The sequence below is a fragment of the Streptomyces sp. NPDC005962 genome (genome assembly GCF_040629205.1).
Lineage (GTDB): Bacteria > Actinomycetota > Actinomycetes > Streptomycetales > Streptomycetaceae > Streptomyces.
Genome location: NZ_JBEXVE010000004.1, coordinates 309,622 through 322,271, shown reverse-complemented (window position 1 = coordinate 322,271; position 12,650 = coordinate 309,622). Strand labels below are relative to the sequence as shown.

At 75.2% G+C, this 12,650-nt stretch carries 11 protein-coding genes; 7 read left to right on the top strand and 4 right to left on the bottom strand.

All coding sequences use genetic code 11. The features are described from left to right. Positions 1 to 20: 20 nt before the first annotated feature. Positions 21 to 761, top strand: a complete 741-nt coding sequence (locus ABZ370_RS09800) for a PaaX family transcriptional regulator C-terminal domain-containing protein (protein WP_358618651.1) — start codon at positions 21 to 23, stop codon at positions 759 to 761. 58 nt (positions 762 to 819) lie between these two features. Here the strand turns inward: ABZ370_RS09800 and ABZ370_RS09795 are convergent, their stop codons facing one another. The 3 genes from ABZ370_RS09795 to ABZ370_RS09785 all read right to left on the bottom strand — a co-directional run bounded on the left by ABZ370_RS09795 (position 820) and on the right by ABZ370_RS09785 (position 4,161). Continuing rightward, positions 820 to 1,824 (bottom strand): LacI family DNA-binding transcriptional regulator, encoded by a 1,005-nt coding sequence (locus ABZ370_RS09795; protein ID WP_358618650.1) that lies wholly within the window; start codon positions 1,822 to 1,824, stop codon positions 820 to 822. A gap of 143 nt (positions 1,825 to 1,967) precedes the next feature. Next, complete coding sequence (locus tag ABZ370_RS09790) at positions 1,968 to 2,954, bottom strand: acyl-CoA dehydrogenase family protein (RefSeq protein WP_358618648.1); 987 nt, start codon at positions 2,952 to 2,954, stop codon at positions 1,968 to 1,970. Between the two features lie 49 nt (positions 2,955 to 3,003). Continuing rightward, on the bottom strand, positions 3,004 to 4,161 hold the full coding sequence (locus ABZ370_RS09785) for an acyl-CoA dehydrogenase family protein (RefSeq protein WP_358618647.1): 1,158 nt from the start codon (positions 4,159 to 4,161) through the stop codon (positions 3,004 to 3,006). A 54-nt stretch (positions 4,162 to 4,215) separates the two neighbouring features. Between ABZ370_RS09785 and ABZ370_RS09780 the strand changes: the two genes are divergently transcribed. From ABZ370_RS09780 to ABZ370_RS09755, 6 genes are all read left to right on the top strand, one after another. After that, the gene (locus tag ABZ370_RS09780) at positions 4,216 to 5,004 is read left to right on the top strand and encodes an SDR family oxidoreductase (RefSeq protein ID WP_358618800.1); all 789 of its coding nucleotides are present in this window, start codon (positions 4,216 to 4,218) and stop codon (positions 5,002 to 5,004) included. 60 nt (positions 5,005 to 5,064) lie between these two features. Continuing rightward, positions 5,065 to 5,691, top strand: coding sequence for a TetR/AcrR family transcriptional regulator (locus ABZ370_RS09775; RefSeq protein WP_358618645.1), 627 nt, complete (start codon positions 5,065 to 5,067; stop codon positions 5,689 to 5,691). Positions 5,692 to 5,707: 16 nt separating this feature from the next. Next, positions 5,708 to 6,865: an acetyl-CoA C-acetyltransferase gene (locus ABZ370_RS09770; RefSeq protein ID WP_358618644.1), complete on the top strand. Its 1,158-nt coding sequence runs from the start codon at positions 5,708 to 5,710 to the stop codon at positions 6,863 to 6,865. A 275-nt stretch (positions 6,866 to 7,140) separates the two neighbouring features. Continuing rightward, the gene (locus ABZ370_RS09765) at positions 7,141 to 7,563 is read left to right on the top strand and encodes a septal ring lytic transglycosylase RlpA family protein (protein ID WP_358618642.1); all 423 of its coding nucleotides are present in this window, start codon (positions 7,141 to 7,143) and stop codon (positions 7,561 to 7,563) included. A 10-nt stretch (positions 7,564 to 7,573) separates the two neighbouring features. Further along, complete coding sequence (locus tag ABZ370_RS09760; protein WP_358618641.1) at positions 7,574 to 8,227, top strand: cell wall protein; 654 nt, start codon at positions 7,574 to 7,576, stop codon at positions 8,225 to 8,227. Beyond that, complete coding sequence (locus ABZ370_RS09755) at positions 8,224 to 9,117, top strand: MauE/DoxX family redox-associated membrane protein (RefSeq protein ID WP_358618639.1); 894 nt, start codon at positions 8,224 to 8,226, stop codon at positions 9,115 to 9,117. Before ABZ370_RS09760 ends, ABZ370_RS09755 begins: the two co-directional genes overlap by 4 nt. Here ABZ370_RS09755 and ABZ370_RS09750 read toward each other — a convergent pair. Beyond that, a complete protein-coding gene (locus tag ABZ370_RS09750; RefSeq protein WP_358618638.1) occupies positions 9,106 to 12,633 on the bottom strand; it encodes a SpoIIE family protein phosphatase in 3,528 nt (1,175 codons plus the stop codon). The two genes, ABZ370_RS09755 and ABZ370_RS09750, sit on opposite strands and share 12 nt — an antisense overlap. Positions 12,634 to 12,650 lie beyond the last annotated feature (17 nt).

The window sequence follows — 12,650 nt, the reverse complement described above, 5'->3', positions numbered from 1 at the left end:
GGATAGGGTTCCGCACAGCCATGGACGACACCGGAACGCTTACGCTGCGCCCCCTGACGGCGCGCTCGATCGTGCTCAGCACCCTGCTGGGCCACCATCCGCCGCGGCTGCCCGCCCGCGCGCTCGTCCGCGTCGGCGCGATGTTCGGCACGGCCGAGGGGACGGTGCGGGTCGCCCTCACCCGGATGGTGGCCGCCGGTGACCTCGAACAGCACGGCGGCGCCTACCGGCTCACCGACCGGCTGCTCGCCCGCCAGGCCCGCCAGGACGACAGCCGCGCCCCCCGCACCCGGCCCTGGGACGGCACCTGGGAGATCGCCGTCGTCACCCCCGACCGCCGCCCCGCCCCCGAACGCGCCGCGCTCCGCCAGGCGATGGCCGCGCTGCGGCTCGCCGAACTCCGCGAGGGCACCTGGCTGCGCCCCGCCAACCTCGTACGCCCCCGCCCGCCCGTCGTCGCCGAGCAGTGCGGCTGCTTCACCGCCACCCCGGAGGACGACCCGGCCGCCCTCGCGGCCCGGCTCTGGGATCTGCCGGACTGGGCCGACCGGGCGCACAGCCTCCTCGCCGCCCTGGGCGCGGCGCGCAGCCCGGCCGACCGCTTCACGGTGGCGGCGGCGGTGCTGCGGCATCTGCTGACCGATCCGGTGCTGCCGGACGAACTCCTGCCGCCGGGCTGGCCGGGCGCCGTTCTGCGGGCGCGGTACGAGGCGTTCGAGCGGGAGTTCCGCGGGCTGCTGCGCCAGTACACCGGCGACTGAGCCGCCCGCCGCGCCGAGCCGTGCGGCCCTCGGCTGCGCCGAGCCGCCCAGCCCTTCGCTACGCCGAGCCGCGCAGCACCAGTTGCACGTCCAGCACCACCGCCGGTTCGATCGCCTCCCCGCCCGCCAGCCGCAGCAGCTGACGCGCCAGCCGCCGCCCGATCTCCGCGATCGGCTGCCGCACCGTCGTCAGCGGCGGGTCCGCGTAACGGGCCGCCTGTACGTCGTCGAAGCCCACCACCGCCACGTCCTCCGGCACCCGCCGCCCGGCCTCCCGCAGGGCCCGCAGCACGCCGAGGCCCATGAGGTCGGAGGCCGCGAAGACGGCGTCCAGTTCCGGCTGCCGCCCCAGCAGCTCCCGCATCGCGACCGCGCCCGACTCCTGGGTGAAGTCCCCGGCCGCCACCACCGGTTCCCGCCGCGCCTCGCTCAGCGCCGCCGTGTAGCCGGTCAGCCGGTCGATGCCCGCCACCATGTCCTGCGGGCCCGCGACCGTGGCGACGCGGGTGCGGCCGGAGCGGAGCAGATGCGTCACGGCGAGGGCCGCGCCCCCGGCGTTGTCGACCCCCACGTACGGCAGCGCCGCCGAGCCCGGCAGCCGTTCGTTGCAGACCACCGGAATGCCCATGAGGGCCAGCGCGGCGGGCAGCGGATCGGCGCCGTGCATGGAGGCGACCATGACCCCGTCGACGTGGCGCGCCTGGGCGAAGCGCTCGATGCGGTCCCGCCCGGCGGGGGAGCGGGCCATCATCAGCACGAGCTGCTTGTCCGCCTCCTCCAGCTCCTGCCCGACGCCGCGCACCACTCCCTGGAAGAACTGGTCGTCCGAGAAGACCCGGCCCGGCTCCTCGGGCAGGACGAGCGCGAACGAGTCGGTGCGCCGGGTGACCAGGCTGCGGGCCGCCTGGTTGGGGACGTACCCCAGCTCCTCGACGGCCCGCAGCACCGCCGCCCGGCTGTCCTCGGCGACCCTGGTCGAGCCGTTGACGACGCGGGAGACCGTGGCACGCGAGACGCCCGCGTGCCGGGCCACGCTCTCCAGGGTGGGCCGGGGCCGGTGCATCCGGGCATACCTCGCTGTTCGCTTCGCCGACGTGGCGGTCGGTACAGCATGGCCCGGTGCGCGGCCCCTTGTCAGGACGCGCGGGGCAGAACGCGCGGGTCAGGACGCGCACGGCTCGGCACACGCGGCTCAGGACACTCGGCTCAGGACGCGAGTACGCGGGCGCGGCAGGCCGAGGGCGAGCCCCAGGCGCCGCGCAGGGCGCGGGCCTTGCGAATCCACAGCGACAGGTCGTACTCGTCCGTGTAGCCGATCGCGCCGTGCAGCTGGAGGGCGGTGCGGGCGGCCGCGTACGCCGCCTCGCCCGCCGCCACCTTGGCGGCGGCCACCTCGGCCCCGGCCCCGCCCCCCGAGCCGCCCGCCGCGAGGGCGACGGCGGCCCCGTGGAGCAGCGGGCGGGCGAATTCGAGCCCGATGAGCACATCCGCCAACTGGTGCCGCACCGCCTGGAACGAGCCGATCGCACGGCCGAACTGGGTCCGCTGCTTCACATACGCCACGGTCCGGTCCAGCAGCGCGAACCCGGTACCGAGGGACTGCGCGGCCGTCGCGAAGGCGGCCCAGTCCGCCGCGCGTGCGGCGGCCTCGGCGACGGCCGCGCCCCGGGCGAGGAGCTCGCCCCCGGGCAGCGGCGGGGCGAGCCGCCGGGCGGGGTCGAGGGAGGCCCGCACCGGGCCGTGGCCCGGGGCCAGACACAACTCCTCGCCGCGGACGGCGAGCACGGCGTCCGCGGCGTCCGCGTCCAGGGCGTACGGACCGCCGTCGGCCATCGCCACCGTGACCATGGCCTGCCCGGAGGCGATACGGGGCAGCCAGTCCCCGGCCGAGGGGGACGCCGTCAGCAGCACCGCCGCCGCGGCCGTCTCGGCCCACGGCCCCGGCACGGCGTGCCGCCCCAGTTCGACGCAGGCGACGGCCAGCTCCACCGGCAGCGGCCCCACCCCCTCGTACGCCTCCGGCACGGCGAGCGCGGTCACCCCGGCCTCGGCGAGCCGCCCCCACAGCGCCCGCCCGGGCGCGGACTCCCCGCGCGCCCACGCCCGCGCCACGCCGGGGGTGTCGGCGGCGCCGAGCAGCCGGTCGAGGGTGCGACCGAAGTCGCGCTGCGCCTGGTCCAGCAGGAACCTCATGCGCGGTCGCCCTTCGTCGCGGAGGCAGTCACCGGAAGCGGGTAGCCGCTCATCGCCGGCCCTTCGGCAGGCCGAGCAGCCGCTCCGCCACGATGTCCCGCTGGATCTCGTTCGTCCCGGCGTAGATCGGCCCCGCCAGCGCGAACACATAGCCCTCCGCCCAGCCGTCCTCCGCCAGTTCACCGCATGGCCCCAGCAGATCGAGGGCCGTTTCGTGGAGGCCGATGTCCAGCTCCGACCAGAAGACCTTGTTGAGGCTCGACTCGGCCCCGAGCGTCCCCCCGGCGGCCAGCCGCGAGGCGCCCGCGTACGCGGAGAGTTCATACGCGCGGGCGCGGATCACGGCGTCGGCCACCCGGTCCCGCAGGGCCGCGCCCGCCTCGTCCCCGGCGGCCGCGCGCTCGCGCCACAGGGCGGTCAGACGGCGGGCGGCGGCCGTGAACCGGCCGGGGCTGCGCAGGGTCAGGCCGCGCTCATTGCCCGCGGTGCTCATCGCGACCCGCCAGCCCTGCCCCGCCTCGCCGATGACGTCCTCGTCGGGTACGAACACCTCGTCCAGGAAGAGTTCGGCGAACGCGGGCTTCCCGTCGAGGCGGCCGATGGGGCGTACAGTCACGCCGGGGGCGTCCAGCGGGAACATCAGATACGTCAGCCCGCGGTGCGGCGGGGCGCCGGGCTCCCGGTGGCTGCGGAACAGCCCGAAGGCCCGGTCGGCGAAGGCCGCCCGGGACGACCAGGTCTTCTGGCCGGTCAGCAGCCAGCCGCCGTCCGTGCGCCGGGCGGTGGAACGCAGCGAGGCGAGGTCGGAGCCCGCCTCCGGCTCGGACCACGCCTGCGCCCAGACGACCTCGCCGCGCGCCATCGGCGGCAGCAGCCGGGCGCGCTGGGCGGCGGTGCCGTGGTCGAAGAGGGTCGGGGCCAGCAGGCTGACGCCGTTCTGGCTCACCCGGCCGGGCGCGCCCGCCGCGTAGTACTCCTCCTCGAACAGCAGCCACTCCAGCACCGACGCGCCCCGCCCGCCGTACTCCTCGGGCCAGGTCACCGCCGACCAGCGGCCGGAGGACAGGGTCCGCTCCCAGTCGCGGTGGGCGGCGAACCCCTCGGCGGTCTCCAGGGACGGCAGCGGGGCGGCGGGCACATGGGCCGCGAGCCACCGCCGGGCCTCGGCCCGGAACGCCTCCTGCCGCTCGGTCAGGTCGAGATCCATCGGGCCCCCGGCTCCTTCCCTAACAAGTGTTTGGTAGGTTACCGTGGCGCCGTGATGGACAACAAGCCGTCGTACGTCCCCGGCCACGGCCTGCTCACCGGCCGCACGGCCGTCATCACGGCCGCGGCGGGTGCCGGGATCGGCGGCGCCACGGCCCGCCGGTTCCTGGAGGAGGGCGCCCGGATCGTCATCGGCGACGCCCACCCACGCCGCCTCGACGAAACGGCCGCCGCCCTCGCCGAGGAGTTCGGAGCGGACCGCGTCGCCGGGCTGACCTGCGACGTCACCGACGAGGACGAGGTGGCGGCGCTCTTCGACCTCGCCGAGGAACAGCACGGACGGCTGGATGTCGTGGTCAACAACGCGGGCCTCGGCGGCACCGCCGAACTCACCGAGATGACCGACGACCAGTGGCACAAGGTCATCGAGGTCACCCTCGGCGGCACCTTCCGCTGCACCCGCGCCGCCCTGCGCCGCATGAAGGCCCGCGGACCCGGCGGCGGGGCCATCGTCAACAACGCCTCGGTCGTCGGCTGGCGCGCCCAGGCCGGACAGGCCCACTACGCCGCCGCCAAGGCCGGGGTCATGGCGCTGACCCGCTGCGCCGCCGTCGAGGCCGCCGCGTACGGGGTGCGGGTCAACGCCGTCTCGCCGAGCCTCGCCATGCATCCGCACCTGGTGAAGGTCACCACGCCCGAGCTGCTGGCCGAGCTGACCGAGCGCGAGGCGTTCGGCCGGTACGCCGAGCCGTGGGAGGTCGCCAACGTCATCGTCTTCCTGGCCAGCGGCTACAGCTCGTACATGACGGGCGAGGCGGTCTCGGTCAGCAGCCGGCACCCATGAGCCCGGCCGCCGTGAGCCCGGCGCCCAGGAGCCCGGCACCCGTGAGGCGAGAATGGGAACGTGCCGAAAATCAGCGGGAACAGCAAGAAGACCACCACCGTGAGCCCGTCCCCCGAGCGGCGCCGCGAACTGCTCGCGACGGCGGCCGAGGTGTTCGCCGCCCAGGGCTACAACGCCACCACCGTCCGCCGGATCGCGGACGAGGCGGGGATGCTCGCGGGCAGCCTGTACTACCACTTCGACTCCAAGGAGTCGATGGTCGACGAGATCCTCTCCGCCTTCCTCGACGAGCTGTGGGCGGGGTACGAGGACGTGCTGCGGGCCGGGCTCGGCCCCAGGGAGACCATCGAGGCGCTCGTCACCGAGTCCTTCCGGGAGATCGACCGGCACCGGGCCGCCGTCGCCATCTACCAGAAGGAGTCCCGGCAGCTCGCCGCCCTGCCCCGCTTCGGCTACCTCACCGACTCGCAGCGCCGGTTCGAACAGGCCTGGCTGGGCACGCTGGAGCGCGGCGTGGCCGACGGGGTGTTCCGCGCCGACCTCGACGCCCGGCTGGCCTACCGCTTCCTGCGCGACACCGTCTGGGTCGCCGCGTCCTGGTACCGGCCCGGCGGACAGCACAGCCCCGAGGAGATCGCCCGCCAGTACGTGTCGATGGTCCTGGACGGCATCACCCCCCGACACTGAACCGTAAGGAGTGACCATGGCCGAGGCATTCATCGTCGAAGCGGTACGGACCCCCGTCGGCCGCCGCAAGGGCGGGCTGGCGTCCGTCCACCCGGCCGACCTCGGCGCGCACGTCCTGCGTGCGCTGATGGAGCGCTCGGGCGCCGATCCGGCCGCCGTCGAGGACGTCGTCTTCGGCTGCCTGGACACCGTCGGCCCGCAGTCCGGGGACATCGCCCGCACCTGCTGGCTGGCCGCCGGGCTGCCCGAGGAGGTGCCGGGCGTGACCGTCGACCGGCAGTGCGGCTCCTCCCAGCAGGCCCTGCACTTCGCGGCGCAGGCGGTGCTCTCCGGCACCCAGGACCTGGTGGTCGCGGGCGGGGTGCAGAACATGTCGCAGGTGCCGATCGCCTTCGCCAGCCGACAGGCGGCCGAGCCGCTGGGGCTGACCGAGGGGCCCTTCGCGGGCTCCGAGGGGTGGCGGGCGCGGTACGGCGACCGGCCGGTCAGCCAGTTCTACGGAGCCGAGCTGATCGCCGACAAGTGGGGGATCGGCCGCCCGGAGATGGAGGAGTTCGCGCTCCGCTCCCACCGGCGCGCGCTCCGCGCCATCGACGAGGGCCGCTTCGACCGCGAGGTGGTCCCGTACGGGGACGTCCGCGCGGACGAGGGGCCGCGCCGGGACACCAGCCTGGAGAAGATGGCCGCGCTCGCCCCGCTCATGGAGGGCGGCCGCCTCACCGCCGCGCTCTCCTCCCAGGTCTCCGACGGCGCCGCCGCGCTGCTGGTCGCCTCCGAACGGGCGGTGCGGGAACACGGACTGACCCCGCGCGCCCGCGTCCACCACCTCTCGGTGCGCGGCGAGGACCCGATCCGGATGCTGTCCGCGCCGATCCCGGCCACCGCGCACGCGCTGAAGAAGACCGGCATGACCATCGCCGACATCGACCTGGTGGAGATCAACGAGGCGTTCGCGCCCGTGGTGCTGGCCTGGCTGCGGGAGAGCGGCGCCGACCCGGAGCGGGTCAACGTCAACGGCGGCGCGATCGCGCTGGGCCACCCGCTGGGCGCGACCGGCGCCAAGCTGATGACGACGCTGCTGCACGAGCTGGAGCGCACCGGCGGCCGTTACGGCCTGCAGACGATGTGCGAGGGCGGCGGCCAGGCCAACGTCACGATCATTGAGCGGCTGTGAGGGCGAGCGGGGGGCCACCGCTTGACGGACGGAGTCCGGCGCAGACAGCCGAAGCCCGTGAGGCCCCCTGGGGCCGAGCGGTGCGAGGGGGCCGTTGGGGATGGGGGGCGATGTGCGAGGGCGGCGGCCAGGCGAACGTCACCATCGTCGAAGGGCTCTGACGGCGCCCCGGTGCGCCGCGACCCGCCGCCGGATCGGACCCGTGCGCCCCAGCGCACCGCCGGATCGGACGCCTTCGCGTGGCGGGCCCCCGCGGGCCCGCGCATGATGACCGCATGGCGTGCGGATCGACCAGTCTCGCGAACGGTGAAGCCACCTGGTTCTGCTGTGGCAACGCCTGGGGCCCGTGTGCCGCCGCGGGCGGCGGCGCCTGCGGCACCTGCAAGTCCAGCGCCCTGCAAGCCGCCTGGCCCCACGCGTCCAAGGCGTGCTGGGACCTCACCCGGCCGGATCTGTGCGGCGAGAACCTGCCGCGGCGCGGCTGCGGCTCGGCCATCAAGGTGCGCCACCTGTGCTCCGGCGCGTCCGTCTGCGTCACCGTCAGCGACTGCGGACCGCGCACCCGGAGCTTCTGCGGCGAGTCCAGCTGCTGCGACGGCGTCTGCCGCAGTAACCGCGTCATCGACCTGACCCCCGCCGCCTTCTCCGCCATCGGCAGCCTCAGCACCGGCACCCTGCCGGTCTCCCTCTACGAGTGAGGCGCGGGCGATGAGCGCACACCGGATCGCCGACCCCCTCGACCGCCGCCGCTTCCTCACCGCCGCCGCGCTGCGCGGCGCCACTGTCGTCGGCACGGGCGTCATCGGGGCGACCGCGCTGGGTGGTGTGGACGCCGACGCCGTGTTCGCCGCGCCCCTGCGCCGTCCCCTGGACCCGGCGGTCCCCACCAGCGCCTTCGTGGAGGGGCGGATCACCTCCATCGACGGCGGTGTGCTGGAAGTGGCGGGCTCCTACGGCGACTACGCCCGGGTCCGGCTCACCGGCGCCACCAGCGTCTGGAAGGTACGCGCCACCACCGCCGCGTCGGTCGAGACCGGCGACGGGCTCTACGCGCGCGGCGTCCCGATGCCCGACGGCACGGTCGCCGCCGACGCGGTGTGGGTGAACATCGTGAACCTCCACACCACCATCCGCGGCATCGAGAAGACCCGGCTGCACCTGGCGCACGGAACCCACGAGATCGTCGGCAACCTGATCCCGGACACCTCCAGCGCCTCGTACTCCGGCGCCGCGCCCACCGCCGACCTGTCCGGGCTGCGCATCGGGCAGGGCGCCCAAGTGCTCGGCGCCTGGCGGCCGTCCGACGACTCCGTGGACATCGTCCGGGTGGCGGTCGGGCCGGGCGCGGGGCACCGCCGATGAGCACCGCCACCCTCGGCCCCGTCGCCCTCGACCTCGCCGCGCCACTGCTCGCCGGGGTGCTGGGGGCGGCGGGTGCGGGCAAGCTCTCCGGCCACGGCACGGCCCGCTCGGCGCACCGGACCGCGCTGGCCCGGCTGCTGCGCGGTGGCGGCCGCGCGGCGCTCGCCCTGCGCGGCCTCGGCGCCCTCGAACTCCTGCTGTGCGCCGCGCTGTTGGTGCTGGCGCCCTCGGTGGCCGCGGGGGCGGCGGTCGCCGCGCTCGGCGCCGGATTCCTCGGCTACCTCGGCTACGCCCGGGCCGCCGCGCCCGGGGCCTCGTGCGGCTGTACGGCGCGGGACGACGGGCCGGTGGGGGCCAGGGCCTTCGCCCGCGCCGCCGTGGTGGCGGCGGGCGGTGTCGCCGTGGCGCTGGCCCGGCACCCCTGGTGGGTCACGGCTTCGCGCCACCCGGCCGCCACCGGCTGCTGCGCCCTGGTGGCGGTGGCCGGATTCGTAGCCCTCTCCGCCGATCGCCGGTGGCGGACGCCGTGGCGCAGGCTGCGCCTCCGCCTCACCGGAAACCCCCTGACCGGGACGGGGGCCGGGGCGCGGGTGCCGGTGGCCGCGACGGTCGAGCTGCTGGAACACTCGCTCGCCTGGCAGAGCACCTCGCCCCTGGTGCGGTCGGCGCTGCTGGACCACTGGGACGACGGCGGCTGGCGCATCCTCCAGTACGCCGGGGTCCACGCGCACGGCGACGCCGCCCGACCGGTGGTGGTGCTCTTCGCGCTGGACGCGGCGGCGAGCCGGGACGCGGTACGGGAGCCCGCGGTGCGGGTCAGCGTCCTCGACGCCGACACCGGCGAACCGGTCGCGAAGGGCGGTCAGGCACAGCGTCCGTTACGGAGTTGACGCGGCCAGCAGCGCCGTGTCGTCGTCCACCCGGCCCGGTATGTCCAGCAGCCCCAGCGCCCGGTCGATGATCGTCTGCGGGTCGGCGAGAGCGGGCGGGGCGAGCCCGTCGCAGGCGCGCCGCAGCGCCGCCAGGCCGTCGTCGAGGGGCAGCTGGCTGTTCTCCACCAGCCCGTCGGTGAACAGCAGCAGCCCCGCGCCGGGCGGCAGCCGCGTCTCGTGGCCGACCGGGGGTTCGTGCGCGAGGCCCAGCGGGGCGTTGGGGCAGAGCTCCAGGAAGCTCGTCGTCCCGCCCGCCACCAGCAGCGGCGGCAGATGGCCACTGGCCGCGTACCGGAGGCGGCGGGTGCGCGGTTCGTACACCGCGTACAGGCAGGTCGCGAAGTGCTCGACGTCCAGGGAGCGCAGATAGGCGTCCAGCTTGCCGAGCAGCACACCGGGGGAGGCGCGGTCCAGGGCGAAGCCGCGCAGGGTGGAGCGCAACCGGCCCATCACGGTGGCGGCGTCCACGTCATGGCCCATCACATCGCCGATGGTCAGCCCCATCTCGCCGTCGGGCAGCGCGATGACGTCGTACCAGTCGCCGCCGATCTCGGCGCCGCTGGTGCTCGCCTCGTAGTAGGAGGCGGTGCGCAGCCCCGGCATCTGGGGGAGATGCTGGGGCAGCAGGGCGCGCTGGAGGGTCATCGCGAGGTGGCGCTCGTTGCGGAAGCGGGCCGCGTTGTCGTAGGCGAGGGCCAGCCGCCCGGCCACGCCCCGCAGATACTGCCGGTCGGCCATGGTGTACGCACCCTCGCGCCGGGCGACGGCCAGCGCGCCCAGCATCCGGCCGTGCGCGAGCAGGGGCACGGAGAGCATGGTGTCGCCGGTGGCGGGCGCCTCGTGGGTGGCGCCCGCGAGGAGGGTGTCGGCGAGGGCCCGGTCCATGCGGTCGTCCGGCGCCACGGGCTCCCCGGCGGCGTACAGGGGGCGCTCGGCGCGGGGGTCGGCGAGCCGGACCCGTATCTCGTCGGCCAGGGCCGGGATGAGCAGCTCCCGGGCGGTGTCCAGGACCTGCGGCGGATCGAGGGTGTCGGACAGCAGCAGGCTCGCCTGGGACAGCGAGGTGAGCATGTCCGCCTGCCGTCGGCTGTCGCTGAGCACCCGCTCGCGCAGCCGTGACAGCTCCAGGTTGGCGCCGACCCGGGCGAGGAGCTGACGCGCCGAGAAGGGTTTGGCGAGGTAGTCGTCGGCACCCGCGCCCAGCCCCCGCACCGTGGCCTCCTCCCCGGCGCGCGCGGTCAGCATGATGATCGGCAGCCGGGTGGTCCGGGGGTCGGCGCGCAGCGCCCGCACCAGCCCGAAGCCGTCCAGCTGCGGCATCATCACATCGGTCAGCACCAGGTCGACGGGGCGGGAGAGGGCGATGTCCAGCGCGGCCCGGCCGTCGGCCGCGAGGAGGACGTCGTGTTCCCGGCCGAGGAGATCGCCGAGATAGGACCGTACGTCGGCGTTGTCGTCGGCGACCAGCAGCCGCGGCCGCCGGACCGGGGCGGGCTCCTCCGGCGGACCCGGGGCGTAGGCGTCGCCGGGGGCTTCGGGCGCCTCAAGCGGGGTCTCGGGCGGGATCTCGGACGGGGCCTCAAGCCGCGCCTCGACCGGGGCCTCGGCCGGGGCCTGACGCGGCGGGGCCGCCGTCGCCGGGGACTGTGCCGTCAGGGGCTCGGGCGGGGCGGTGTCGAGCCAGTGGCGCGCCTCCTGGGCGTAGGCGGCGGCGCGCTCGGCCTCGCCCGTGCCGCCCCGTACGGACGGTGCCCCGCTCCCCGCGCCCTCCAGATGCGCGGTGCCGAAGGGGATCTCCACCGTGAACTCGGTGCCCCGGGCCGGGACGCTGGTCACCGCGATGGTGCCCGAGTGCAGCTCGACCAGGTCCTTGACCAGCGCCAGCCCGATGCCGCTGCCCTCGTACGACCGGGACCGCGCCCCGCGCACCCGGTGGAAGCGCTCGAAGAGGTGGGGCAGCTCCTCGGGCGGGATACCGGTGCCGGTGTCGCTCACGGTGAGCCGGGCGTGGTGGCCCGCGGCGGCCATCCGTACCGTGACCCCGCCGATGAAGGTGAACTTCAGCGCGTTGCTGACCAGATTGAGGACGATCTTCTCCCACATCTCCCGGTCGACGTGGACCGGCTCGGGCAGCGGCGGACAGTCCACCTCCAGGGTCAGCCCGACCACCTCGAAGGAGGAGCGGAAGATGGCCGCCAGCTCGGCGGTGGTACGGGACAGATCCACCGGTTCGAAGGTGCCCTTGAGCCCTCCGGCCTCCACCCGGGAGGCGTCCAGCAGCGTGTTGACCAGCTTCAGCAGCCGCAGCGCGCTGCGCTCGGCCAGCTCCAGCTGGGACCGCCGCTCGGGGCGGTCCTCGTCGGCCAGCGCCTGCTGGACCGGGCCGAGGATCAGGGTGAGGGGGGTGCGGAACTCATGGCTGATGTTGGAGAAGAACACCGTCTTGGCGCGGTCCAGCTCGGTCAGTGTCTCCGCGCGCAGCCGCTGCTCCTGCTGGGTGTGGGCTGCCGACAGGGCCGCCCCGACGGTGGCCGCCAGCACCTCGAAGAAGTCCTGGTAGGGAGCGGTGGCGGGCAGCCGCGGATTGACGCCCATCACCAGCACGCCCTCCACTGCGCCCGACCGGACCAGCGGATGGGCCAGTGCCTCTTCCCCGGGCATCGAGAACAGCGCGCCCGGCAGCCGGGCCGGTGCCGCGTCGCCCACGACGGCCGCCAGCCGCGTCTCCAGGCTCGCCGCCTCCTCGATCCGGTCCAGCGCAAGCTCCCGGACCGCTTGGGCGGCCTCCGCCGGGACGCCGGCGGACGCGGCGAGCTGGAGCCTGCCGGGCGCGGGCACCAGGTAGAAGGCGGTGAACGGGACGTCTTCCCGGTGGATGTCCAGCATCTCCGCGACCGTCCGGGCGACGTTCTGCGGGGTGCGCAGCCCGGCCGTCCGGGCGCCGAGCCCCGCCAGCAGCCGCAGCCGCCGCTCGCTGAGCACCCGCGCCGTGGTCTCGGTGACCACGCACAGCACCCCGCCGACCGCGCCGTCCTCCAGCAGCAGCGGCTGGAAGGACACATCGAAGTAGGACTGCTCCAGGAAACCGCGGCGCTGGAGGACGAAGGACCGGTCGGTCACCAGGGAGGGCTTGCGGCTCTCCCGGACGGTATCGAAGAGCGGACCGGCGGACAGCTCCCAGTTCTCCGGGAAGACGTCCCGGCCGGACCGGCCCAGCGCCGCCGGATGCTTGGAGCCGATGATCTCCGCGTACCCCTCGTTGTACAGCATCGTGTACTCGGGGCCCCAGAACACGGCCATCGCCTGCTCGGTGAACAGCACGATGCGCAACGCCTCGACCAGCCGTGGAGGCCAGGCGTCAGTGCTGCCGAGGGACGTCGCCGACCAGTCGATTCCGCTCATCACCCTGCCGAGCGCACCGCCCTCGGCGAACAGCTCTCCGGCAGGCGTCCGCTGCTTCCCGGGCCCGTTCATCGAGTCAGCTTTCCTCT

Excerpts from the sequence above, each read along its gene's own strand:
- ABZ370_RS09780 (WP_358618800.1), top strand. The coding sequence starts at position 4,216 with ATGGACAACAAGCCGTCGTACGTCCCCGGCCACGGCCTGCTCACCGGC.
- ABZ370_RS09795 (WP_358618650.1), bottom strand. The coding sequence starts at position 1,824 with ATGCACCGGCCCCGGCCCACCCTGGAGAGCGTGGCCCGGCACGCGGGC.
- ABZ370_RS09785 (WP_358618647.1), bottom strand. The coding sequence starts at position 4,161 with ATGGATCTCGACCTGACCGAGCGGCAGGAGGCGTTCCGGGCCGAGGCC.
- ABZ370_RS09750 (WP_358618638.1), bottom strand. The coding sequence starts at position 12,633 with ATGAACGGGCCCGGGAAGCAGCGGACGCCTGCCGGAGAGCTGTTCGCC.
- ABZ370_RS09790 (WP_358618648.1), bottom strand. The coding sequence starts at position 2,954 with ATGAGGTTCCTGCTGGACCAGGCGCAGCGCGACTTCGGTCGCACCCTC.
- ABZ370_RS09765 (WP_358618642.1), top strand. The coding sequence starts at position 7,141 with ATGGCGTGCGGATCGACCAGTCTCGCGAACGGTGAAGCCACCTGGTTC.
- ABZ370_RS09770 (WP_358618644.1), top strand. The coding sequence starts at position 5,708 with ATGGCCGAGGCATTCATCGTCGAAGCGGTACGGACCCCCGTCGGCCGC.
- ABZ370_RS09760 (WP_358618641.1), top strand. The coding sequence starts at position 7,574 with ATGAGCGCACACCGGATCGCCGACCCCCTCGACCGCCGCCGCTTCCTC.
- ABZ370_RS09755 (WP_358618639.1), top strand. The coding sequence starts at position 8,224 with ATGAGCACCGCCACCCTCGGCCCCGTCGCCCTCGACCTCGCCGCGCCA.
- ABZ370_RS09800 (WP_358618651.1), top strand. The coding sequence starts at position 21 with ATGGACGACACCGGAACGCTTACGCTGCGCCCCCTGACGGCGCGCTCG.